Source organism: Amycolatopsis sp. cmx-11-32 (assembly GCF_047608695.1).
Classification (GTDB): Bacteria; Actinomycetota; Actinomycetes; order Mycobacteriales; family Pseudonocardiaceae; genus Amycolatopsis.
Genome location: NZ_JADNQN010000010.1, coordinates 249,957 through 273,593, shown reverse-complemented (window position 1 = coordinate 273,593; position 23,637 = coordinate 249,957). Strand labels below are relative to the sequence as shown.

General features: G+C 68.5%; 22 protein-coding genes. 10 read left to right on the top strand and 12 right to left on the bottom strand.

The window, feature by feature from the left end; genetic code table 11:
* The first annotated feature begins 8 nt into the window (after positions 1 to 8).
* The 3 genes from ACM6LR_RS28120 (at position 9) to ACM6LR_RS28110 (ending at position 1,347) form a co-directional block, all read left to right on the top strand.
* The gene (locus ACM6LR_RS28120; RefSeq protein ID WP_414944868.1) at positions 9 to 215 is read left to right on the top strand and encodes a hypothetical protein; all 207 of its coding nucleotides are present in this window, start codon (positions 9 to 11) and stop codon (positions 213 to 215) included.
* A 440-nt stretch (positions 216 to 655) separates the two neighbouring features.
* Positions 656 to 1,012 carry a hypothetical protein gene (locus tag ACM6LR_RS28115; protein WP_414944867.1) on the top strand — a complete coding sequence of 119 codons (357 nt, stop codon included), beginning with the start codon at positions 656 to 658 and terminating at the stop codon, positions 1,010 to 1,012.
* Positions 1,009 to 1,347 (top strand): hypothetical protein, encoded by a 339-nt coding sequence (locus ACM6LR_RS28110; RefSeq protein ID WP_414944866.1) that lies wholly within the window; start codon positions 1,009 to 1,011, stop codon positions 1,345 to 1,347. The genes ACM6LR_RS28115 and ACM6LR_RS28110 overlap by 4 nt, the downstream gene beginning before the upstream one ends.
* 103 nt (positions 1,348 to 1,450) lie before the next feature.
* On the opposite strand, the gene ACM6LR_RS28105 is transcribed toward ACM6LR_RS28110, so the two are convergent.
* Positions 1,451 to 1,726 (bottom strand): hypothetical protein, encoded by a 276-nt coding sequence (locus ACM6LR_RS28105; RefSeq protein WP_414944865.1) that lies wholly within the window; start codon positions 1,724 to 1,726, stop codon positions 1,451 to 1,453.
* 642 nt (positions 1,727 to 2,368) lie between these two features.
* Here ACM6LR_RS28105 and ACM6LR_RS28100 point away from each other — a divergent pair.
* On the top strand, positions 2,369 to 2,827 hold the full coding sequence (locus ACM6LR_RS28100) for a DNA/RNA helicase domain-containing protein (RefSeq protein ID WP_414944864.1): 459 nt from the start codon (positions 2,369 to 2,371) through the stop codon (positions 2,825 to 2,827).
* Between the two features lie 232 nt (positions 2,828 to 3,059).
* Here ACM6LR_RS28100 and ACM6LR_RS28095 read toward each other — a convergent pair whose 3' ends face one another.
* Positions 3,060 to 3,875 (bottom strand): hypothetical protein, encoded by an 816-nt coding sequence (locus tag ACM6LR_RS28095; RefSeq protein ID WP_414944863.1) that lies wholly within the window; start codon positions 3,873 to 3,875, stop codon positions 3,060 to 3,062.
* A gap of 296 nt (positions 3,876 to 4,171) precedes the next feature.
* On the opposite strand from ACM6LR_RS28095, the gene ACM6LR_RS28090 reads away from it, so the two are divergent.
* The 5 genes from ACM6LR_RS28090 to ACM6LR_RS28070 all read left to right on the top strand — a co-directional run bounded on the left by ACM6LR_RS28090 (position 4,172) and on the right by ACM6LR_RS28070 (position 7,674).
* Complete coding sequence (locus ACM6LR_RS28090) at positions 4,172 to 4,396, top strand: hypothetical protein (protein ID WP_414944862.1); 225 nt, start codon at positions 4,172 to 4,174, stop codon at positions 4,394 to 4,396.
* Positions 4,397 to 4,769: 373 nt separating this feature from the next.
* Positions 4,770 to 5,018, top strand: coding sequence for a hypothetical protein (locus ACM6LR_RS28085; protein WP_414944861.1), 249 nt, complete (start codon positions 4,770 to 4,772; stop codon positions 5,016 to 5,018).
* Positions 5,019 to 5,372: 354 nt separating this feature from the next.
* The gene (locus ACM6LR_RS28080) at positions 5,373 to 6,245 is read left to right on the top strand and encodes a hypothetical protein (RefSeq protein WP_414944860.1); all 873 of its coding nucleotides are present in this window, start codon (positions 5,373 to 5,375) and stop codon (positions 6,243 to 6,245) included.
* A 397-nt stretch (positions 6,246 to 6,642) separates the two neighbouring features.
* Entirely contained in the window at positions 6,643 to 7,149 is a 507-nt protein-coding gene (locus ACM6LR_RS28075; RefSeq protein ID WP_414944859.1) for a hypothetical protein, read from the top strand.
* A 3-nt stretch (positions 7,150 to 7,152) separates the two neighbouring features.
* On the top strand, positions 7,153 to 7,674 hold the full coding sequence (locus ACM6LR_RS28070) for a hypothetical protein (RefSeq protein ID WP_414944858.1): 522 nt from the start codon (positions 7,153 to 7,155) through the stop codon (positions 7,672 to 7,674).
* Between the two features lie 22 nt (positions 7,675 to 7,696).
* Here the strand turns inward: ACM6LR_RS28070 and ACM6LR_RS28065 are convergent, their stop codons facing one another.
* Together ACM6LR_RS28065 and ACM6LR_RS28060 are read right to left on the bottom strand one after the other, a co-directional pair.
* Entirely contained in the window at positions 7,697 to 9,451 is a 1,755-nt protein-coding gene (locus ACM6LR_RS28065; protein WP_414944857.1) for a sigma factor-like helix-turn-helix DNA-binding protein, read from the bottom strand.
* 142 nt (positions 9,452 to 9,593) lie between these two features.
* Positions 9,594 to 9,806 (bottom strand): hypothetical protein, encoded by a 213-nt coding sequence (locus ACM6LR_RS28060; RefSeq protein WP_414944856.1) that lies wholly within the window; start codon positions 9,804 to 9,806, stop codon positions 9,594 to 9,596.
* Positions 9,807 to 10,377: 571 nt separating this feature from the next.
* Between ACM6LR_RS28060 and ACM6LR_RS28055 the strand changes: the two genes are divergently transcribed.
* Positions 10,378 to 10,803: a hypothetical protein gene (locus tag ACM6LR_RS28055; RefSeq protein ID WP_414944855.1), complete on the top strand. Its 426-nt coding sequence runs from the start codon at positions 10,378 to 10,380 to the stop codon at positions 10,801 to 10,803.
* A 149-nt stretch (positions 10,804 to 10,952) separates the two neighbouring features.
* Here ACM6LR_RS28055 and ACM6LR_RS28050 read toward each other — a convergent pair whose 3' ends face one another.
* The 8 genes from ACM6LR_RS28050 to ACM6LR_RS28015 all read right to left on the bottom strand — a co-directional run bounded on the left by ACM6LR_RS28050 (position 10,953) and on the right by ACM6LR_RS28015 (position 23,634).
* Positions 10,953 to 11,918: a C40 family peptidase gene (locus tag ACM6LR_RS28050; RefSeq protein WP_414944854.1), complete on the bottom strand. Its 966-nt coding sequence runs from the start codon at positions 11,916 to 11,918 to the stop codon at positions 10,953 to 10,955.
* 26 nt (positions 11,919 to 11,944) lie between these two features.
* Positions 11,945 to 13,033, bottom strand: coding sequence for a replication-relaxation family protein (locus ACM6LR_RS28045; RefSeq protein ID WP_414944853.1), 1,089 nt, complete (start codon positions 13,031 to 13,033; stop codon positions 11,945 to 11,947).
* Positions 13,034 to 13,101: 68 nt separating this feature from the next.
* On the bottom strand, positions 13,102 to 15,711 hold the full coding sequence (locus ACM6LR_RS28040; protein ID WP_414944852.1) for a type IV secretory system conjugative DNA transfer family protein: 2,610 nt from the start codon (positions 15,709 to 15,711) through the stop codon (positions 13,102 to 13,104).
* A 44-nt stretch (positions 15,712 to 15,755) separates the two neighbouring features.
* Positions 15,756 to 17,636, bottom strand: coding sequence for a VirB4 family type IV secretion system protein (locus ACM6LR_RS28035; protein ID WP_414944851.1), 1,881 nt, complete (start codon positions 17,634 to 17,636; stop codon positions 15,756 to 15,758).
* A gap of 115 nt (positions 17,637 to 17,751) precedes the next feature.
* Positions 17,752 to 19,521, bottom strand: a complete 1,770-nt coding sequence (ltrA, locus tag ACM6LR_RS28030; protein ID WP_414944850.1) for a group II intron reverse transcriptase/maturase — start codon at positions 19,519 to 19,521, stop codon at positions 17,752 to 17,754.
* Between the two features lie 661 nt (positions 19,522 to 20,182).
* Complete coding sequence (locus ACM6LR_RS28025; RefSeq protein WP_414944849.1) at positions 20,183 to 21,328, bottom strand: PrgI family protein; 1,146 nt, start codon at positions 21,326 to 21,328, stop codon at positions 20,183 to 20,185.
* A gap of 12 nt (positions 21,329 to 21,340) precedes the next feature.
* Positions 21,341 to 21,997, bottom strand: coding sequence for a hypothetical protein (locus ACM6LR_RS28020; protein ID WP_414944848.1), 657 nt, complete (start codon positions 21,995 to 21,997; stop codon positions 21,341 to 21,343).
* Positions 21,958 to 23,634, bottom strand: a complete 1,677-nt coding sequence (locus ACM6LR_RS28015; protein WP_414944847.1) for a hypothetical protein — start codon at positions 23,632 to 23,634, stop codon at positions 21,958 to 21,960. Before ACM6LR_RS28015 ends, ACM6LR_RS28020 begins: the two co-directional genes overlap by 40 nt.
* Positions 23,635 to 23,637 lie beyond the last annotated feature (3 nt).

Here is a 23,637-nt window from a genome sequence, read left to right as displayed (position 1 = left end):
CACCACCGATGTCGAGCACCACCGACTTCTACCTCGGGCGCGGCCCGGACGCCGAATGGCTCGGCTCGGTGCTCCTCGACACCCGGGACGGCCTCTGGCTCGAGGAGATCACGCGAGCCCGATCCGCCGGCGGGTTCATCAACCCCTCGTCACCTTCTTCCTGCGCCCTGCCGAGATCGACGAGGCTGGCGAGGTTCACGACCGCAGACCAATGAGTGGCCGTGGCCCTGGCCCAACAGCCACGGCACTGATTGCGTGCACGGCCTTCGACACAGGCGCGGTGTGGACCGCGAGACAGGGTGACCGGTGGTCGATGCGCGCGGACGAGTACATCCCATCCGGACCGGGCGAGAATCCGCTGGTGTTCCCACTGCTGGGCCAGGACCTATCGCCACGACCTGCTCCAGCTGGGACTGCGGATCCTGGCCGACCTCACCGGGGCCACCAGGGCCGGGCGATCCCGCCGCCGAAGCCGCCTCGCAGGCACTCTCGCTGCTGCCTTCCCTCTACGGATGGACTGATCCCTCCGGCGGCCCGCCCCGCTTCGGCGTGCGGGTTCGCATCGCCGACGGCGAGCGCCACACCAACCACCGCGCCCGCGCGGTGCTCACCCGCCACTAATCCCACACACCGCCCGACAACCACGGAGGACACCATGCCGCCGAACACCACACCCACCGACCCGGCCACCGCCGATGCCGGAGTAGCAGAGCCACGCAGCGCCGCTGAACACTGCGCCGCCGCCGAGGCCCTTTTCGCCTGCGCCCGCGTGATGTACCCGAAGCTCAGCCACTACGCCGTCGACCTGGACGAGTACCAGCGCTGCTTCGACTGGGCACGCATGCACCTACGGCTCGCCGAGGCCATCACCGCCGGAGCCGGACTGGTTCTCGCGCACCGCCAACTGCTCGCCAACGATGTGCGGCTGCATGACACCCACGTCAGCTCAGAGACCCACGAGTGGGCCGAGTTCCTCGAAGCCCAGCACGCCAACACCAGGAGGTCGGCATGACCACCCCACCCACCACAACGGGCGCCCCGCCGCTGGAGCCGTCCTGCCCGCGCTGCCACGCCGAGATCGGCCAAGCCCACCACGAGAGGTGCACCGTGGCCCGCTGTCTGGCCACCGGTCTCCAGCGCACTGGCCACGACGAAGCATGCCGCTGCCCGAACGACACCTGGGCCGGGCTGTGGCCCGGAGCAGCCGAATGCATCGAGTTCGGCTGGCTGTACGGGCCCGGTCTCCCCGACCTCAACCGCCTGATGGCCACCGCCACCTGGGACCCGGTGACACACCGCTGGATCCACCCCGACAACCACACCACGAGCACCGAAGGAGAAGCGTGATGAACACGCCCGCCACTATGGACTCGTCCGCGGGCATCAACCCTCGTGGCGGGCGAGAACTGGATCGAACTCGTACCCGCCGACCACGCTGAACCACACCGAGTCAGCTTTCCCGCTGTGATCCGAACCCCGCCGCCACCACGGCCTGTGGGTGCGGCCCCGGCTGCGCCGGGAGGTCACCGAGGCGATGTGCGAGTGGCTGAACCTGGTCTCCCCGGTCGACCCGGACTGGTAGCCGCAGGCTCGTTTCGAAGACGACCTGCTCGTCGTCCTCACCGGGGACGCCGCTCACCACCGCCACGAAATCGCCCCCGGCCGTCGACGCGGCCGCTACCCACTGGGTGAGCTGGGCCGCTGGTTCCTGTCCGGCCACCCGCACCCCCGGCCGCCTCGCCCACCAGCGTGCAGTGGGGCGCGAGGTTCGCACCCCGCCGTCAGCTGGGCAAAACCCTGGTCACTTGCGGCCCTGACAACCTTCCCTGGAACAGGGTTCCCGCCCGTGTCGAGACCCGCCAGACCGCCGACGGGTACGTCGCGACGTTCCGGCCCGAGATCGCGCAGGACGTGGCCACCTTCTGCACCCACGCGCACGAAGGGTTCCCCGACGACTATCCGCTGGTGTACTGGTCCACGTCCACCAGCATCATCGCGCCCGCGATGGCTACCTGCCCTGGCGCATCGAACCCAGCCCGGACGGCACGTACCACGTCGACGGAGACGAGTGGACCTTCCACTCGGTGCCCGGAAAATCCGAGGGAATCGTGCACGCGTTCCGGTCACCCCGGCCCCGGTCGGCGAAGCGGCCATGACGGCCCCCACCCCTGCGTGACTGGGGTGAACGTCCGGGCACGATCACCAACGAGTTCTGAAACCCTGAATCCGACGGCCGACAAGTCCTCGCGCGAAGGAGGAACCTGCTCGCCATGCCGACCGCCGACTCCTCGTCGCAGGCGCTCCGGATGGTCCGCGCCGCGGGGTCGGGCAAAGAGGGGCGCCACCCCCGCCGTGACTCTGCTCGGTGATGCGCTGCGTACCGACTACCGGGCCCGGGCACGCCACCAGCTCACAGGCGTTCACCACCGCCTCGGCCTCGGACACCATATTGCCGCCGGCCACGTGGAAACCCAGCGGAAGGGATACAGCTGGTGCGAGCGCGCGGATGGCCGCCGGATACTGCTGGTCGTGGAGTGACGCGACTCCGGGAAATCCGTTGGTCGACGACATCGTGATCGGCGACTTGCGGCGGCCGTGGACCGTGAAAGACACCCGCGCGGTCAACGGTTTCCCACTGTCACCACGGTGGGCTCTCGATCCCGCTGGGACCGGGCATGTTGGCGACATCTACACCGCACAAGGCTTCGAGAACGACCACGACGGAGTCATCATCGACCCGGACCTGCTCTGGCGCGACGGTCATTGGATCACACAGCCACCCGCGACGATGCCTTCCGCACTATCCCAGCCGTCGACGCAGACGTGATGATCTGCCGCGCCTACCGTGTCCTGTTCACCCGTGCCCGGCGGGCCCACGGTCCCTCCATGCCGCCGACCCCGGCACCAACGCCCATCTTCACACCCTGGTTGGCGCCTAGTGGATCACCGCTCATCCTGTCGCGACACGCAACGGGGGCACACGGTGATTCGGCCACAGGAACGCCCGTGTGCCCCCGGTCAGCTCGGCTGACCGGGGGCACACCGGCACAGGCTGCTCGTCACACGGTGACGGCGACGGCGTCTGTTGGCGTGGCGATGTCGGTCTTGTCTGGGTTGATGGCGAACCGTTTCGGGGCCTCGCAGGTCTTCAGCGCGTACCCGTCGGTGACAAGCTTCTCCAAGGCGTTGTTGACCGCCCCACCGGACCGGCTCAGGGCCTTCCCGATCTGGGCCGGGCCGAAGCTGTCTTGAGGGTGCTCAGCCAGATAGTCCTCCACCAGCGCCCTCAGCCCACCCTTGCGCAACCGGTCCTTCGCCTGTGCCGCCACAGGACTCGCGGGCGTGGTCGGCGGGTCGTCCACGGTGGTCCCGGCGTCGTCTGTGGTGGGCGTGGCATCCGGACTCGACGGGCCAGCATCCTCGCCAATGCTGTCGCCGTCGCGTGTCGCGAGGGTCTGGTCGTTCTTGGTGTCGTTGGTGGCGGCGGGATCGGCCGTGTCGTGTGTGGTGGTGTCGGTCGCGGCGGTGTCGGCAGCGATGGGGGCGCTGGACACTGTGGCGGCGTTGTCCGGCACGCCGTCGGCGGCGTCGTCCTCTGGCGGCGTGGGAGCCCAGGTTGTCGGGCTTGCGGTGCTGTCACCGGAGGCGCGGATGACGGTGCCGTCGCGGCCCCACTGCGCCAGAATCTTCGCGGCCGTCGAACGCCCGACCCCCGCTGCCGCCGCCAGCCGGGCGGTGGTAGCTCCCGGATCGGCGGCCAGCGCGGCCCACACCTTGTCTGCGGTGGCCGGGGTTTTCTGTGTGTCATCACTGTCGTCGACGGCGTGCAGGTGACGGTCGGAGACAGGGTTGGCGGTGTTGTTGTTACCGGACATGACGAACTCCTTGTGAGCAGAGGGGAATGGTCATGCCCCGGCCGGGGCGTCGCCCGCCGGTGCGCATCCGGTTGTTCGGGCTATACGCCTATGGACGCTCCATTGCTGCCTTCATGTCAAGGGATCCGTCCAACAAGACAGGTATCTCGCGTGGACGTACACGCGATCCGGTGGCATCACGCCGTGGATCGAGGCAAAACCTATACATGGCTTGACATCCCGGCGTGTATGGAGCGTTCCTGGATGTGTCATAGCGCGGATCGCGCACCACATCGCCGAAGAGATTGGTGTCTCTTATGGACGGAACACGCACCGCCGTTCCCGGTTCCGCCGCGGGGGTTCCGGTGCTGCCGGAAGGCGAGGTGTGGGTGGCGATGCCGTACAAGCCGATATTTCCCGGCATTCTCCCCGGCAACGAGACGCCACCGGGAACCGTCGAGTCACTGGACACGTGCCCAGTCCTGCACAACCCGGACAACGTCTACGAACTCCGCTTGCGATGCCGCCCCGCCGTCGCCTAATGGATCGGAATCCATCTCGAAGCCTTCTGCGGCACCGACCACACCCGCTTCACCTGGCGCGGGGACACCCTGGAAATCTACGACGACCCGTGGGGCCTGTCGGAGCAATCTCAGCCGTGCGTGATCCGGCCCGGGGACGACGGCCGATACGAGATCCGCGACTTGTGGTGTCCAGCCAGTCCGTCTGCTGTCAGCGACCGGTATCGACACCACCCCCACGCGCTGACAACGCTGGCTGGCGACGGCACACCCACGCCCTCCACGCACATGACGGCCTATCTGACCGACCAGCCTCACCTCCAGCCGACGACCATGCGCCGCAACATCGAGACCGCGCTGGCCAAACTCGCCGCAGAACTGGACGGGTGACCCCATGGCGATCACCGTGTCGGCACGCGACGTCCCGGAGATCCGGGCACGGATGACCGAGTGGGCGCGTGACCCCGGCCTCGATGGCGCGGGCAACTGGTTCCACTTCTTCCTCGGCCCCCGACCCCGGGACACGGCAGGGACGCCCGCATTCCCGCAGATCGACGACCTCGGGACTGCCATCGCGGACACCCTCGCCGCTAGTATCCGCTGTCGCGAGAACATCATCTGGTGCCGTGGCACCAGCTACTGATAGCCGCCACCCGTTCTCCGGCAACATATCGGCACACCACGAGCAAGCTCGCGGTGGCGTTTTCGCCAAGTAGCCTGCCTGGTTTCGCCAACCACCTCGCTTCGCCACGCCCGCGCGTGGTCGGGCACCCGAGGAACGATTGCCGGATTCGACCGCCCGGAACCCGCCGCTATCGCGACGATAGGCAATGAATTGCCTTTATGCAGGGATGTTATTTGCCGGGAAATGTGCACCAGAAAGGCTAACTATGTCGTTGCCACACCTAACAGGGGTTGACAAACCCCCGGAAACGAAGCGTCCATACAGGTCGGTTCACACCGACACCTAGCGCCGAACCTGAAGGGACACAGAGCAATGACGACCGAATCCGACACCATGGAAGCACCAACCGTCGCCGTTGACGTGGCTGCGGCCGAAGAACCACCCGCAATCCGGACCGACCGTGACGACGGGACAGCCGATGCGGGAGAAACCGATGGCGAGGCGATCCTGCGTGATTGGGAAGGCTTGCCGCCGGACGCGACGATTCTCGTCCCGGCGTTCACCGCGCCGATGCGCATGCCGGTCCAGGCGTGGGCGATGCTCGTGCTGGCGGTGGACATCCTTGACGTCGAAACCGAGGGGCCCGCCGAGGTTGAGCTGTTCGCGGGGTGCTGGATGCCCGACATGCCTTCGGCCGACCTGCATGACGGGGACCTTGTCGTACGGTTGGCGCCGCCCGCCGACCCGATCTGCATGCTGCCGCGTGATCGCGTCGCCGACGTTGAGATGTTGCTGGCGTACCACGGTCGCTGGCAGCATGTCGGTCTCTGGAAGGCGGTCGACGATCGCTGGCCGCGCGTCGTTGCGCCGACTGCCGCCGCGCTGATGGGCTTGCATGTCGACGCCACCGAAGCCGCCGTACCGCCTGAACCGGCACCGTCACTGTTCGTACCCCCGGTGAAAGGGGCGCGTGGTGGCGTCGCGGAACTTCTCGCCGCCGGAATGATCAAGGCAGGCGAGGACTTCGTCTGGGCCCGTCGCCACATCGGAGTGGAACACTTCGCCCGTGTCCGGGCCGACGGCTGCCTTGTCCTGTCCGACGGTCGCGCCTACGCCAACCCGTCCGGCGCCACCACCGCATTGGGCGGCAACCACCAGAACGGCTGGAGCGCGTTCCGGCGCGTATCCGACGGGCGCACGTTAGGCGACCTGCGCCGTGAACTGGCCGCGCAGCGCGGCCAATGACCCCCAGGGGCGACGGTGCCGCCCCTCCGCAGTGCGCCGTGTTGGCGTGCAGGCCCTGCCGACGAGCGGCCGCATGGATGGGTCATACGGCTCGGCAGCACCGGGCACGAGCAGGACCCGCACCATGCCGGACCGTTCGCCGACGAACACAACACGCGAACCTGGCGCCCAGGAATCCATCGTGGCCGCCGTCTAGCGGCGACCGTGCTACCGATCTCTACGTCCTGACCCGATGGTTGTGCGCCCAGGATTCCGGGCCACGATGCCACCGTCCACATGTGACAGTCGAACTTCGTCGCCGCGAATTCCTTCGGCAACCCTTGACACTTCGGCAGATCCGAGCATCCACCCCCAAGTGCCCACTCCTACTCAATCACGAGAACGGAAGGAACACCTGATGAATAGGCCGCTTTTCGCCACCATGGTCGTCCACCCTGCCCACGGTCTGGCACTGCACGGGCCGTTTGCCGAGCGGGCTTCGGCCGCGAACTGGATCGCCGACACCAGCGACACCTACGGGTGCCCGGTCGCGTTGTATCCGCCGGATAGCGACCCGCTCACCACCCGCGCTACGACAGATGTGGCTGGCGATGTGATCGCGCTGGACGACGATGTCGCCGACGCGCTGTTCACCGACGCCGACGCCGAGTCAGACCCGACCGGCGCGGTGGTGGTCTCCGTGCTGGTCGACCCGCCCGTACGGCGGTACGCCCTGTGGATCGGCCCGTTCACCGGACGGGTCGAGGCGCAGACCTGGATAAACCGCGCCGCAGACACCGCGCGCACCGGCGATCACCGGGCGACGATGCGGATCCACCCGCTGCACCGCGTCGACACCGTGCCTGCGGCGACGACCGCCCCGAGGCCGGACAGCAAGCCGGTCGCGGTCGACGAGGTGTCCTAAGCCATGACGGGGGCTGAGTTCCCTCACCTGACCCCAGGCGCCGCTCGCCGAGTGTCCACACCGGACGCGAGGCGGGCGGTGCTGGACACCTTCCACAACCCGCAGTGGACCGCACCGGTACGCGACGCGCCCGCCCTGCTCCGTCACCGCCGACGCGGCTGTGAGTTGCACGTACGCATCACCGACGACGTGGTGTGCTTCGTCGCGTTCCACCTCGACAGTGCGACCAGCCCACGCCCCGCGCCTGTGCGCAGTGAACCGGTGCGGCGCCGACGACGAGGCGGGGCCGGGAACGTCTGGCCCACCATCTGGCGTGAGTTGCGAGCCCGGCTGCGGGCCGCGGGGTGCGAGCTGTCCCGCCGCGGCAAGCACGACCTTGCCCGCCTGCCCGGCGGAGGTACCTACACCCTCCCTGCCACCGCGTCCGATCACCGCGCCCTGCGCAACGCCGCCCACGATCTCACCGCCCTCGGCGTCGAACTACGTCGCCCGCATGGCCGCCGCCCCCGACGCGAAGCACGCTGAGCTGTTCCGCACCTGACAGTGCTCAACGACTTCGGCCACGAAAGCTCGTAGTCGCACCCGTGCCGGGTGTGTCATCCGGAGGCGTGGTCGACAGCCAGAAGGGATTGCGGTGCCAGTGCCAGCCGTGACGTAACGCGAGTGTCGCGATGTCGGAGAAGCGGATGTGGTTCTCGTCCATCAACGGAGAGAGACTGTGCCAGTCGGTTGGCCCGGTACTGAGATGGTGTCGTAGCGCTTGCTCAACGCTGGCGTCGACTTGCCGGTTCACCAGGGTAATAGGCGTCTGGAGGCGGTCCGTGACAGCGAGGAAGCCCCATCCCAGGACACGGCAGAATTCCTGAGCGGCCTCGAATTTGACCACGTTCTTGTACAGCGCGAACTCGTCGAGACGGGCTTTCACCTCGATCAGCAACCGACGACCGTCCCGAAGATCCACCAGCAGGTCCGGGTAGTAGTCGTGGCGGTGTCCGTACATCGTGTACGAGAGCTTGACCGGTTGCTCACAGTACGACGCGATCAGATCATCCGCGCCGTCGAGCATCTGGATGATGCGCAGTTCCGCTTCGGAGTCATATCCGACCTCACGTCCAAGTCGGTCGGCGAGCCAACGGCCAGGCTTGCTGTAGGCCTTATCCGGGTCCAGGGGCGAGAGCAGGGGAGTCGCCTCGCCTCCCGCCGGACGCGGTTGTCCCGTCGGCCAGTCGGCCATGTCCGCGAGCTGCTGCACCTTGGCGGTCAGACGCCCCCGCTTCTTCTGCTCCTGAAGCGATTGCTGGTAAAGCCGCGTGCGTTCCTGGTGGCACTCCTCGACCGCGTCGACCAAGCTGCGACCTTCCCCTGCCTCGATGCCGCACAGGTTGGCCACCAGGGTGACGACAACCTTGTGAGGCGCGACCGGCGCGGCGAGGTTGACAAACGACAACACCAGATCGGGATCAAGCGTCTTCTGGTCCCCGCCGCGAAGAGCCGCGAGCAAGAGGTCGTGCACCCGGTGCCAGCCACGCCGCACCCCCGAGCCTGGACGCACCCGGGCGTGCTTGAGCGCGTTCTGCTCGATCTGACGGATGCGTTCCCTGCTCAGACCGAACCGTCCCGCGATGGCTTTGAGGGTCATCGCCTCGCCGGTGAGCCCAAGACGCATCTGCATGACCTCGCGGTCGCGTTTCTTGGACTTGCCCAAGCCGGCCAGCAAGAGCTCCGCACCGACGCGCTGAACCTCCTCATCACCCTCGCGGATCTGCTCCGCGGTGATCTCAAGTTCCTCCACGCCAGGCCAGTCGCATTCAAGCACCCAGCCGGCTGGGCCGAGCTCGCCGCGAGCACGTATGACGGCACGCCCCGCCCGCTCCAGACGGGCATCGTCAACTCCGGCGAGCACGTCCAAAGTCTCACCTCGCGGCTGTTCCCGCGCCGCTTGCACGCCGTTGTCCGCGGCGAGCGATGACCAGATCGCGAGGACCTCACGACGACGTGTGACCGTGGCCGGCCGAACCCGTGCCGGTGTCCACTCCTGCCCTTCCACTGGTAGCAGTTCGGCGGGCTTACTCAGCGTGGGGTAGACGACTGGAGTGCCTACCCGGTCCGCAACCTCATCCTGGTGTCCCGCAGGCACAGCGCGCACCGCTGATCGCGCCCACTCGAACAACGCCTCATGGCTGGGAAACTCGAGTTCAGGCGTCACAAGTTTCTCGACCCGAGCACAGATCGCACCGGTTGACCGCTGGTGACGCACGGCGATCTCTGCCAGGGTGCTGTCTCCCCGGAGCTCGTCAAGCAACCTGTCCTGCTCGGCCTGTCCCCACTTCTGCCCCTGTCGCGCCGGTCGCACACCGCCCCCACATCCTGTCCTGTGATCAGTGACGCAGAAGGATAATCGCCGCCCCCGACAGTTTCACCGACGCTACGCGGGCGCATGGCGCTCAGACACCGGTTTTCTCGTCCGCGACGAGACGAAGCCGTTGTCGCCCAATGGTTCTGTCAATGGTCAGTTTTTCTCCCGTAGGCGGCCAGATGTTCTCCCCGCTGGCGGCCAGGCCGATGTCCCCAACTGCAGCCAGATACTTCCCCGGCTGGGACACCAGTGAGACGCTGACCTGGTTCTCGACAGGCAGGCTCAGCATCTGGCGCACCATCAGGGAACACCCACTCGGACGATTCGAACTCGACGGCCCCGGGCTCTACCGGGTCCGGGCACACACCGGAGACCGTCACCAGATCTGGCAAGCCGCGGACAGGGCGTCGCACCGGATCGACGAAGGCTCGGGACCGGGGCCTGTACGGGGAGCTGAGCGGTTCCTCATCCGGTTCTGGCCAGCGCCCCCGTCGGACATGCGCGACATGGTTGAGGCCCCAGGCAGTGTCTACCCGGAGCAATCCGAGCAGAGCGCGTTCGCGCAGGCCATCCGCATCATCGGCACCAGCGACTTCTCCGATGTCATCGGGCGCACCGAGCGAGCAACCCGCGTGCGGGCCAGCACGAGAAGTGAGAAGACTGATCGAGCCGCTCTGAGCCTCTTCGACGCGGGCGATTCGCCCAAGCAGCCATGCTCGCTACCACATCGACAGGTGGCTGACCCTACGGGTCGGTCGCGATGTCAGTCGACCGCGATACATGGTCACCCCCAGTCTGCTGGTCGCGCGAATACTCAGGGCTAAGCGTGGTTCGACCAACAGCCCCACCGAGACGCTCGAGATAATGCCGGCATGACACGTTCAGCAGCGACCGTGACCACGCTGGTAGCGATAGGCGCGCTTACCCTCGGCGGATGCGCCCAGCCCGAGACCAGCTCTCCCGATACCAGGTCACCCGACACTGGCACGGTCCGGCAGCCGACGACACCGATCTCAGCACCCGGGGTTGTTCCACGGCCGGATGCCGACACCACTGCCGCGTACATCCGTGAGCTGGACGCCATCGATCCCGACATCGCGCACGGCAAGCCAGACAAGGCGGTCAGTCGCGGCCGAGATCAGTGCAGCTCCGTTAAGGATGATCCGGACGACCAGGCCAGGCTGGTGACGCTCACCAACCAGCGATTCACCTCCCCCAACCACCCGAAGGGTCACGGCACGGCGGTAGCGGAGAAGATCCTTCGCGTGGTGCGTACCCATATCTGCCCGGATTACTGACATGGACCGCATGGCCTAATGTTTCCGCACGATGTGATCGGTCGACAGGTGGCTGGTGTCCGTTCTGCTTGATAGCACGCAGTCCGGCAAATGCGGAACGCTCAGCGGCATGACAGAGCATTCTAGGTCCGGCATCCGGCCGTCGAGCACTAATTGGTCGGTCTCGTCGCGCCGTAGAAGTCGCCGTGGAAGTAGGGGGCGATTTGTACGGGCCTACCAAAGGTGGGAGCGTTGATCATTTTTCCGTCGCCGAGGTAGAGACCGACGTGGTGGATTTTGCTGGTGTTGCCGTAGAACACGAGATCGCCCGGCAACAGGGGTTGCCCGGCCGGGATTCGGGGTCCGTCAAGGAATTGGGTGTGTGCGGTGCGAGGTAGGGAGATGCCTGCGGCGTGGTAGGCGGCTTTGGTGAGGCCGCTACAGTCGAAGCCTGCGTCGCCATTCCCGGGCCCGTCGCCGCCCCAGACGTAGGGCAGTCCGCGTTGTCCGCAGGCGTAGTTGATCGCGGTCAGTGCCGCTGCGGTGGGTGCCTGGATATTGTTGCAATCCCCGGTTCCCGTACCTGCGGTGTCGGCGCAGGACACTCCGGCCAGCGCGCCGACGATCTGCCGCGCGCCGAGCTCGTGGTCGGCGTACCGGTCGGGGAATCCGGAGCGCTGCACGGTTTGCGCGGCCTCAGCGACACTCATCTGTTGCCACTTCGGCACCCTGAGCAGGTGCTGATAGAACTGGGTGGCGGCGTAGGTGGGAGTCCGGATCTGGTCCGGTGTGCCCCAGCCCTGGGAGGGCCGCTGCTGGAAGAGACCGAGGCTGTCGCGGTCGCCGTAGTCGAGGTTACGCAGCTTGGATTCCTGCATCGCCGCGGCGACCGCGATCACCCACCCGTACTCAGGCACCTGCATCTGTTTGCCGACCGCGACGATGGTGGCCGCGTGGCCCATCTGCTCGGGCCCGTACCCGGCCGCGCTGGTGGCCGAGGCCCCTTCCGGCGCGCATGTGCCCTGGCCGGAACCGGAGAACACCGAGGCGACTCCGCCGACCGCGAGCACGGTGATGACGACGGGCAGGAGGAACACGACTGCGGCGGCGGCGGCGAGTTTGGTGAGGACGGACATGGGAGGCTCACCTCCACGAGGCGGGGTCAGGGATCGGTCCGGTGGATCCGGTTGGGGCTGGCGGGTGGCGGGATCGGTGTGGGTGGCGGGAGTCGACTGAAGGCCGTGGCGCTCTCGGCCGTGGTGGCGGAGTTCTCGTCGTCGGGGGTGCTCGCGGTGGGCGGTGCGAGGCCCGGCCAGGCGTCAGGCAGGCCGGCGAGCTCGAACCGCCCAACCGTGCGGCGCGAGGTGCTGGTCAGGGGCAGCCAGACGGCGTCGGCCGGGCTCGGATGCGGTGCGCGGGGGTCGAGCAGGTCCGCGGCGGCGGTGGCGACGGGGACGGTGTCCGGGTGGTCGAGTCCGGCGTGGATCTGCGCGAGCGCTGTGCGGGCGCCGGCCTCGCGGCGGGTGGTGGGCAGCCAGATCAGTACCGGGGTCGCGATGCCGGTGGCGTCGGCGAGCCGTTCGTAGGCGAGGAGTTTGCGGGAGAGTTTGGTCAGGCTTTCGGTGCCGGTGTCGTACTCGAGGAAGAACTCGACCTCGGTGTTGCCTGCGTGCCAGCGGCCGTAGGCGTCGGGGATGACCAGGTCGCTGAAGTGCCGCGCGCAGCGGGTTTCCGACCACCACGCCGTTAGCGCCTCGGGGTACCCGCGGGTGGAGTTCGCTGGCCGGTATCGGGTGCGGGCGATCAGCGAGGTGAAGAAGTCGCCGATGCCGACGGTGTGGGCCAGGCGCTGGTTGTGGGCGATGCTCATGGCCCGGTCGTGGCGGTAGCCGAGGTCTTTGACCTCGAGGCCGTGTTCGGCGGCGAGCACCCCGGCGCCGGCGGGTCCGAGGATGTAGTGCATCGGGGCTCGCCCCACTTGCTGGAAGGGTTGGAAGCGGGACACCGCCCGCCACAGGTAGAGATCCCGCAGCCGTTGCCGGGCCGAGCGGCCCGACGGGAACGCGGCGTCCTGCAGCTGCTGGCTGGTGAGGACCCGGTGCTCATGGAGCAGGGCGAGGATCCACCGGTCGCGGGCGGTGAGCCGGGTGGCGAGCGCGGCTTGGTGGTCGACCGAGTTCGCCGCCCGCGCCGTGGTGCGGCCGGGCAGGTGCTGGCGCAGAGCGTGCTGCCGTGTCGTGGTTGTGATCAACGCGAACCTCTTTCACAGGCTGTGGATAAGTGCTGTGGGCAAGCGGCCCGGGCCAGCGCCCGGGTTGGTTAGCTGCGGGTGCGGCGCGGGTCGGTCTTGCGGGGCCGCGGCTCGGGCCTGCGCCGTACGGGCGAGGGCGCGGGCGTCCGTGTCCGCGCGGCGGGTGTCGTGGCGTTGGTGGGGCTGCTGGCGCGGGTTGGCGCGGGAGCGACGCACTCGCTGGCGGCGCCGGACGACGCGGACGCGGTGGCGCGCCGGGTGCGGCGGATAGCCGCGCGGATCTCCCGTGCCCGCCCGGGGACCGGTTCGGGCAGAGGCGTGGTCGTCATCGTGAACGGCTCGGTTTCCGCGCCATGGACGACCAGGCGGGCCGCGACGTGGTAGACGCCGAGGTGGGCGAGATCGTGGTCGGACAACCGCGGCGCAGTGTGCCGGGACAGTTCGCGGGCGTCTTCGGGGGAGGCGTTGAAGAACACCTTCGACCGCGCGTTGGTGGAGATGCCTTCCTTGAGTTCCCGGGGCAGCTGGCCGAGGTGCTGATGCGCCAGGGTCATCGCGACCCGGAACCCGCGAGCTTCGGCCAGCATGTCCTCCAGCGGATACGGCAAGTTCAAGAAGTTGTGGCACTCGTCCACGACGAGCGAGGCGTCCGGACGCAGTCGTTGCGGGACGCGGGCGCGGGCGGTGGTGGCCTGCCAGGTGCGGGCGACGACGAGGGACCCGACCAGGCGGGTGGTTTCCTCACCGAGGGAGCCTTTAGGGATCCGCACCAGGCAGATCCCGCCCTCGTTGAGCACCTGGGTCATGTCCACTGTGGACTTCCCGCCCGCGATGGCTTCCTTGACGAAGGGGCGCAACAAGAACGCCCGCAGCTTGTTCATCAGCGGGGAGATCACCTGAGACCGAGTGGAATCGGTCAGATCGTCATACCACTCCCAGAACCCGGCCAGGACGGGGTCGGTCAGGCCGGCGGTGACGCGGGCCCGGAACGCCTCGCTCGCGAGGAGCTTGGGCAGATCGGCCAGGGTGGGCACGCCTTCCTGGGCGCGCAGGGTCAAGCAGGCGGCACGCATGAGGTCGTCGGTGCGCGGTCCCCAGAAGGCGGAGTAGACACGGCGGAACACGGAGACGAGATTGTCGACCTCGCGGTCGGTTTCCCCACCCTCCAAGGGATTCAGGCACGGGGGTTTGTGCAGCGAGTCGGCGTCGAACAGCACCACACGGTCGGCCACGGTTTTCGGCAGCCGGTTGAGGACGTCGGTGACCAGATCGCCTTTCGGGTCGATCAGCACGATCCCGCGGCCACGGTCGGCGTCGTCGAGAATCATGTTGCCCAGCAAGGTCGACTTCCCCGACCCGGTGGCGCCGAGCACGTGCAGGTGGTGACGGGCATCAGCCACGCGCAGGCCGATGGGGCGGGCGTGTCCGGTGTCGGCCACCCCGAGGGGTTTGACTTCCGGCCCCGGGGTGGCGACCCCGGGTGGTGGGGCGACGGCTTTGGCTCCGGCGCGCTCGACGCCGGGGATCTCCGCGTCGACCGGGAGGTGCGCGATTGCCGCGAGCTCGGGCACCGACAGCAGATCGCCCCGGCCGAGCCGCCGGGCGGTCAGCTCGCGGGCGGGGTGGCGCAGGCGGCGCCGGTGGAAGCGGTTGTGCTCGTCGAACGGGGCGAAGGCCGACGCCAGGGCATGCGCCCGCCCGCGGCCGACGTCGCGCGCCTGGCGCACCGCGCCGTCGGCCGCGTCGACGGGCAGCTGCGCGGCTACCGCGTAGCGCACGACGGTCTCGTATTGCGGGCCGCGCCCTTTGGCGACGATGGCCTTGTTCTGCGCGGAGTATTCCAGCGACAGTTGCGGGTCCTGGCTGATGCGGCCGGAGTCGGTGGTGCGCCCGCTGCGGCCGGCGTTCCCGCCCGGGGTGATCAGGTCGAGAATCCGTCCGGCCCAGTGTGTTGAGGCTCCGGTGTGCACCCGGCGGGCGGCGCGGCGAGCCTGGGCGACCCGGCGTCCGGCGACCGGGCGGGCCAGCACCTGCACGCAGGCGTGCTCGTCCCGGCCGAGGCCGACGGGTGCGCCGAGCAGGCTGCGGATCGGGTCAGCGTCGAAGGCGGTGCGGATCGGCAGCGCCTCCGGGCGCTGCAGCCGTAGCTGCCCGCCCACGGTGATGCGCCGCCGCCCGGCCACCAGCTCGGGCAGCGGTGGTGTGGCCGGGGAGGTGCGGGTGTGCGAGCCGGGCCAGGCCGCCTCGACTGCCCGCTCGACGAGGTGCGGTGGGATCACACCGGGGACCCAGAACCGGATGGTGACGCCGTGCTCGCTGAACACGTACTCCAGCGCCACGTGCGGCTGACCGGTGAAAAACCTCTTCCAGGCGGGGCGCAGCAGCCCGACGAGGTTGGACCAGACCGCGGTGCCGCCGGCGGTGTCGACGGTGGGCGGGGCGAGCACGGTGATGCACCGCGCGTTCTGCTGTAACCGGGCCTGACAGCGGGCTCGCCACCACCGCCGTCCCGCGACCCAGGACGCGAATGTCACGGCGAACAGCGGGCCGACGATCGGGCCCCACGTGAGCGCCTGTTCGCGCAGCGCGATGAGTAGCTCGTGGAGGGCGGCGCCGGGGTCTTGGAGGTAATCCCCGAGCCAGCTCTGTTTCGCGACCGAGGTCATGTGTGTGGGCATGACGAAATACACCTTCCGAAAAGCAAGAAAAGGCGGGTAATTGGTCAGGCCGCGTCGAGGTCGATATAGGCCTCGGTGAGGCTGGAATCAGTGTGTGCGGGATCGTGTTCGGCGACGGCGGCTAGCTCCGCTGGATCTGTTGTGACGGCTAGGTTCTCGACCTGGGACGCCAGCGCCTGAAACGCCACCCACTCGGTCCCCGAACCGAGTAGTCCTTGGCCGCGTTCGGCTGAGAGCAGGAATTGCCGTTGCCCTGCGGCGAGGTTGAACGTCGCGGCGATGTCGGCGATCGCCTGCGGTGACTGGCGCAGCAATACCACGGTCGCCGCGTTCGCCACTACCGCGCGACCGAGGTCGGAACTGAGAACGTCGGCGGTGTCCTGGGTCGCGACCGTCAAGCCTGCCCAGTGTTTGCGGGCGGCCTTCGCCATCCGGAACAGGAACTTCGCGCCCTCGGGTTGCTGCATGAGCAGCCACGCCTCATCGACCACGACTAGCCTCGGCCGGCGGTGCGCGGGGTTGGACACGTGGCGCCAGACGGCGTCGAGGGTCAGCAGGGTGCCGATCGCCTTGAGCTCGTCGGGGAGGTCACGCAGGGAGAACACGACCAGGTGCCCCTCAGGTGGGGTGGTGGTCGGCCCGGTGAACAAGTCGGCGAACGCGCCGTCGACGAACGGGTGCAGCCGGGCGGCGAGATCGGCCGCGACCGGGTCACCGTTGCCGGTGAGGGCGAGGGTGTCGCGCAGGTCCCGCATCAGCGGTGCCGGGCGTGTCCAGCTGCGCGGGTCCGCGCTGATCCCCGCTGCGGCGTAGGTGCCGGTGATCGCGGTGTCCAGCACGGTCCGCTCGGCGGCGGTGATCTCGGTGCCGAACAGCACAGCCAGCACGGTGTGCAGGAACAACGCACGCCGGTTCAGCGCATCGTGCGGTGCGGTCCGTCGCCCGCTCGCGCTGGTGTGGATGGGCAAGTCGAACGGGTTGAGCCGGACACCGCCGGCACCCAGATGCACGTAGGTGCCGCCCACCTGGGCGGCGAGGCGGGCGTATTCGTCCTCGGGGTCGATCACGAACACCTGCACCCCGTCCGCGCCCCACCCGCCGTCGCTGTCGTTGGTGGGTGGCCGCATCCGCCGGTACAGGCTGCGCAGGGTTTCGAGTTTGACCAGGTAGGACTTTCCCGCGCCGCTGCGGCCGAGGACGACGGAGTTGTAGTTGTCGCAGGCGAACCGGTCCCAGTGCACCAACCCGGCCGAGCCGACGTTGTAGCCGTAGAGCACCCCGGTCGGCGCGGCCGACACCGGATCGGTCAGGGGCAGATCGGGTGAGGTGAACGGGTAGGCGGCCGACACGGCGGCGGTGTCGAACGTCCTCGTCAGACCGAGTGAATCGAGTCCGAGTGGCAGGGTGGTGACCCAGCCCTGCAAGGCCCGGTAGGTGGCGGGTTTCGCGTCCAGCAGCAGCGACGCGCACAGTGACCGCAGCGCCGAGACTTCTTCGGCGAGGGTGTCCTCGTCCGGTGCGTGAATGGTCAGGTACAGCCCGAATTTGAACAGTTTGCCTTCGCCGCGGGCGATCTGGCGGGACAGTTCGGCGGCGTCCTCGGCCGCGGCGTCGAGCTCCGGGTCGTCGAGGTTGCCCGCGCGTGCGCGGCGGGAGGATTCCAGCTTTCCGCGCTGGTTTTTCAGCTGTTTGGCCGCGGTGGCGGGGTCGACCGGCTGGACGTGGACGGACACGTCGAGGCGGGCGGGGTAGGTCAGCAGCGGGGCGAGCCAGCCGGGATAGACCTCCTGGGGGTAGCCGGTGACACCGAACGAGGCGACCCATTCGTTGCCGACCTCGAGATGCCGGGTACCGACCGACAGTGCGTCCGGGGTGAACGCCCCGGCCGACGCCGGCCCGGTGCGCGTGCGGTGGATACGGGACATGTCGGGTTACCTGCCTTCGCTGTCGTCGGCCTCGGCGAGGTGTCGGGTAGGCCCCCCGCATTGCTGCGGGGGAGCCCCCCTCAGAACCGGACGTGCACCTTTCGGCGCATCCGGCTCAAGCAGGTCCCAAGGACCGTGCAGGAGGGGGTTCCAGGGGGCCACGCTGACTGCCAGTTGCGTGGTGACTGTGGTGGCAGTCGGCGTGGATGAGCATGGGAGATTGCGCATGGTGTCCTCCGGTTGATCGGTAGATCAGGCTGTCCGTGGTGCGGGTGCGGTGTAATGCTGTGAACCAATTCGCCCAGTCACGTACTGAGTCAGGTTCGTAGCCCGCGCCCGCGATCAGGTCCAGCCCGCAGAGTGGGCAGAGCCCTTTCTGTTTCGCAGCAAGGCCGACGTGGAACTGACCGTCGGCTTGTGGGTGCCTGCGTTTCCGTGTCCGAGCGGCCCAGTAGTCCGTCAGGCTCGGGTCGTCTTTGGACGCCGTTCCCTTGACCGGGATGTGCCGTTGGATGACGGTCCACACGAACTTGTACAGGTACCGTCCACTGTGATGATCGCCGAACACCCAGTGGTCGTCGCGCCGGGAATGGAAGCGCCCGAAGTACCGGTTTTTCGTCCACGACCGGCTTTTCCGGGGATGTCTCCGCAGGGCCCATCTCCATGTCCTGTGCCACACATAGTGGTCCAGGTCGGCGAAGATTTCCTTGGCTACCGCGCTGCGGTAGTAGGTGGCCCAGCCCTTGATCAAGGGATTGAGACGCTGAATCAGCAGTTCCGTGGTCGGCCTCTGCTCGACGATCCGGCGGATCTTGTCCTTGACCCGTTTCACCGCCTCGGCGCTGGGCTTGATGAGCGTCTTCGGGCCGTACTTCCTCACGTTGAAGCCGAGGAAGTCGAATCCATCCTCCAGCCGGACTATTCGTGTTTTGTCCGGATGGATGGTCAGCCCGCGTGGCTCCAGCCACTCGGCCAGTTTCTCCTTGACCTGTTCAGCCTCGGTCTTCGAGGTGCAGAACACCACGAAGTCGTCGGCGTAGCGGACCAGGAGTGGCACCTTGGCCCTCTGCCTTTCGGTGAGGGTGTCCAGGTCGCCGATTGCGGTTCCCATGCCGTGCAAGGCGATGTTCAGCAGAAGCGGGCTGATGACCCCGCCCTGAGGAGTCCCCTCCTCGGTGGGCGCGAATCGTCCCTCCTGCATTACACCGGCCTTCAACCACCGGAGGATTACCCCAGCAGCGGGGAAACCTCCGATAGTGTCCATCAGACGGGTGTGGTCGATCCTGTCAAAAGCGCCGGCCAGATCCGCGTCGAGGACCCACGTGCGGCGAGCAGTGCTGCGCGCGGTGAGCCGGAAGATCTTCTCGATCGCGTCGTGACAGCCGCGTCCGGGGCGGAAACCGTAGTTTTTGCCTTCGAACCGCGCTTCCCATTCAGGTTCCAGAGCGTTCTTCACCCTGGCCTGCTGCGCCCGGTCCCGAATCGTCGGGATACCGAGCGGACGGGTTTTCCCACCAGCCTTCGGAATGTGCACTCGCCGTACAGGCCTGACGTCGGTGGCGGGTTCGTCGGCGAGTGTCCTCGCCAGCCTTCCCCGCTCCTGTGCCGTCAACGCCCTGAGCCCGTCGATGCCGGGAGTACGACGCCCCGCGCTCAGCTGCGTGACCCGGCGAACACTCACCAGAGCGTTCGCGCGGGAGCGCAGCATGAGCTTCTGGAGATTCCGGACCTTCTTCAGGTCCCCTTCCTGCGCGGCCGTGAAGATCCGTTGCCTCAGTCGCCGTACGTCCCGCTCGGCCTGCGCCCAGTTGATGCTGTGCCAGGCTTGAGCGTCGCCCGTGGCCTCGTTCAACGGAGGCACCGCCATGTCGGCTACCGCGTCCATGTTGTTCCCTTTCGTCGTCTAACTCGGCTGCTGGTAATGACTTCTGTGTGCTCGGTTGTCCTCACGGACCCACCAGACCCGCGTGGGCTCCCTTTCGGGCCCGGCCACCGGGCCGGTATCCGCCGGGTTATGCGCAGCGGCTGAGGTGCCTGGTGCTGCGGTTTCCCCTGGGCTTTCGCCCCAGCGGCGTTCGCTTCTCGGGTCTTCCTGTTCCCGCAAGGGAGTTCTGCCGTGGTTGCCCGTGGCTTACCGAAACGCATCCGCTTCGGACCCTTACGGGGTTTCGCTGTTCCGCTCCTTCCAGATACGACCTGCGAGGACGTCCCCTATACCCCGGACCCGGTGGTGATCACGCCGTCCGATAGACGACTCGGACGGCCACGTGGGCTTCTCAACCCGGTGGGCCATTAACCGCCGATTGCTTGCCATGACGCGGTCTGACTATGACGAGGCTTCATCAGGGATTCACTGGTGTTCGTCCGTCAGGTCTTCTCCCCGCCCCGTGGCTCCGCCATGGCTCGGCGGTGCCCTTCGGGCTTTCCGGGAGGCTTCTCCCCACGCCGTTACCGGCGCAGTTCGCTCCCTGGGAGACCGGCTCAGTGATCACTTAGCCGGAGCGACAGTCCACCTCCTTCTTGTCGCCACTGGTTGGAGCGGCTTTTCAGCTCGCACCGTCGTCGTAGTCCCAGTCCTCGTCCTCCCCCAGCCACGGCCCAGCTCCGGACGGCGGTGACATCCGGGGCGGCGTGGCAGTCGAGCGAGGTTCGCTGCGGTCGCCTGCGTAGAGATCGGTGAAGGTCGTGGTGCTGGTGACGATGTCGTCGGCCCCGGCCAGCGCGGCCGAGGGCGGCAGGAAGGTGTCGGGGTTGGCCGCCGAGGCCAGGACCCCGGTCGCGGCCGGGGTGTCGAGCGGGGTGACGACGATTCCGGCCGGGGTCAGCAGCTCGGCGGCTTCGGTCATCCGCCGCACCAGCCGTTGCTCGGCGGCCTGACGGGCACCGGGGTCGGCCACACGCCGGTGCGTAGCCGGTCGCCACCGGGCGCCGGGCCGGGCGTCCGCACCGAGGGTGGGGATCGGTTCCCGTAGCACCAGCAGCACCTGGCGGCGCAGCAGGTCGGCCTGTTGCGAGAGGTCCTCGAGGTAGTCGGCGTGGTCCCTGGCGGCGGCCTCCAAGGCCGGATGTGGCAGCCCGCCGGCGTGGTGGCGCAGCTCGGCGATCTGCGGCGCGAGGTCGAGCCGCTCGGCCCGGACGAGGAACTGCACCGGCGCCGTGAGGGAGTGCAGGTAGCGGGCGAACGACCCGGCCAGCGCCTCCTGCTCGGCGGGGGTGCGCAGGGAGAAGTTGACCGTGGAGCAGGCGCCGATGACCGCCAGCCCGTCGGGGCCGAGATCGACCACCCCCACCTGGCCGGTCCCAGCGATGCCCCGGGCGGGTAACTCCAACGGTGTCGGCGCGATCTCGTCACGCTGTACGCCGGTGGCGAGCCAGGCGGGGGCGGGCCGGACCCCTTCCGGGGCGGAGACCCGGTGGCGTGGGGCGAGGCGTTGACGGATCGCGGCCAGCAGCAGCCGGTCCAGCGGCAGCCCGTCACGCTGCCCCAGCGCGATCACCGTCACCGCGATCCCTACCGGGACCGCGACGCACAGGAACACCAGCACCGGGACAACACCGCGGGTGGCGCCGTAGAGGGCATAGAGCAGGAGCCCGGTGACACCGAGGATCGCGACCTGCCGTCCGGTCAGCGGGCCGAGCACACGGTCAGGGCGGTCGACATCGGCGGGAATACGAACGAGGCGGCTGGACATGAGCGTGGTTCCTCACTTCTTCTTCGGACGACGCGGGCGAGCGGGCAGATCCAGCGGCAACCGCAACTGGATGCCTGCCCGCTTCGGCCGCGCCGGGTCGGGTGACGTCGGTGTCCCGGCCGGTGCGGGCTGGCGGTGGACGCCGAGCGGGAGCGGGTATTGGCCAGCGGCCAGCGGCCGGTTGCCGGTGTAGGCGTCGCGGGCCGGGCGGCGGTGCGCGCGAGCCGCTTTGGTGATCTCCCCGGACCTCGAGATCAGCGCGGGTCCGGTCTGCGGTGCCCGGGTGGTGCGGGCTGGGTCGGCCAGGTCGTCGGCGAGCGTGTGCCGCGCACGGCGTGCGGTCTGCGGCGGCAGGTGGATCGGCAGCATCCCCGTGCTCGGGGCGATCAGCCCGCCTCGCAAGGTCACCGGTGGCCGGGCCCGGCGATTGACCCGCCCATCCGGAAGCAACAGCCCCGGTTGCGGCGCCGGTAGTGGCCCGGTGTGCCCGGCGGCGAGGTCGTCGGCCACGGTGCGGCGCGGTACCCGGCTGGGGTCGCGGCGCACGGTGATCGGCAACCCGAGCTGGTCGGCGGGGAGCGCGTGGGGCAGATCCGTGGGTGGCACCGCGCGCGGGTTGGGGCTGGCGGTCACAGTGTCGCCGTGACGCCGCAGGGTGAACAGCGACATCTGGCCCGGTCCCGGGACGCTGTCGCCGAGGGCGGGCCGGGGGTGCTCGTCCCAGCCCCGGCGCGGTGTGCGGAACGGCTTCGACACGCGCCGCACGCGCAGCGGCAGCAGGTACTGGCCCGAGCGCGTCGCCGCCGGATCCGCCGTCTCCGCGGGCCCGTGGCCTCCACCGCGAGGGTGCCGGCCGCCGCGCTTGGCTCCGCCCAGGACACCGCCGAGCATCCCATCGTCTTGTAGGCGATGACGCCCCGGATCAGTGAGCCGATCCACGACCGCCCACCCGAGCGCAGCGGGGACAGGAACCAGAACGGGATCTTGATCAACACGAACAGCATCGCGATACATAGCAGCAGATTCGTCAGCGCCGAGGGCGTCGGGCCGAAGATCGTGAACCCGCCCGGCGCGAAGAAGATCTTCAACCCGGTGACCAGCGTCAGCGACTGGGCGACCTGGATGCCCAGCACCCCGCCGTAGGCCTTCCACCACGTGGTGGCGATGCCCTCGGTGTGCGGGAGAGCGTGGAACATCAACGCGATCGGGGCGGCGGCGATCAACAGGATCGTCACGATCACCCGCACGATGAACGTGACCAGCAGAACCAGCAGCATCACCACCAGCGCGACGCCGAGCAACGCGAGGAACAGCCCACCGCCCTGCAGGGACCCTTGCACCATCGTGACGAGACCGCGGGTCATCGTGGCCGGATCGACCCCGTCGCCCATCACCGCGCGGGACAGGGCGTTGGCGATCTCGATGCCCTTGGTCGCCAGGAACAGCGACAGCGTGCCGGCCAGGAACCCGACGACCAGACGCGGCGCGAGTTCCTTGACGGTGTAACGCGCCTGCAGCGTCTGATACGCCATCAGGATCATCCCGGCCAGCAACACCAAGACCACGTAGGCGGCGAGCAGGACGTGCCAGGACTCGGTCCACACCGCCCCCAAATTGGGCACAGCACTCGGTTCCGGTGTGGTCAGCAAGGTCTTGCCGAGCAGGTCCAGCAGCGGGTTCAACCCGATGGCGACCACGGTGGCGAACAGCGCGGTCGCCGCGTTGACCATGCAGCCGGTCAGGCTGCCGAACCCACAGTCCGCCTCCCCGGCGCCCGCGCCCGGGATCGGTGCGAGCGGCCGGGTGCCTGGGGTGAGTGAGGTGGGCTGGGGAATGCAGTTCGGGCCTTCGCACGGCACGGCTGGCGGGGTGCTGCCGATCGGGCTGCAGCCGGGCAGGATCGAGCCGGGGAAACACGACGGATCCGGGCCGGGCAGGGTCGTGATCGGCGGCAGGGGCGTCGCCGGAACCGACCGTGTCGGGCTGGTGGCGGGCAGCTGGCAGACCGGCTCGGTAGAGCCCGGTGTGCAACTGGGGTTCGGCGGGATCGGCAGCAGCTGGGCGGGTGCGGGTTGCGCGACGGCTGCCGGGTGCGGGCCGGGAGTGGCGAAGGCCAAGACCATTACGCCGAGCACGGTCACCAGGAACATGACCAGTGCGGCCAGCCAGCGGGAGCGCCGTCCTGTCCACACCCGCCGACGGGATGGCGGTATGCGACGAGCACTGCCCTGCGACAACGGAGCGGTCGTCGGCGGGCCGACCATGACGCGTGCGGACCGGGCGGTGCACGGGGTGTGGGTGGGCATCGG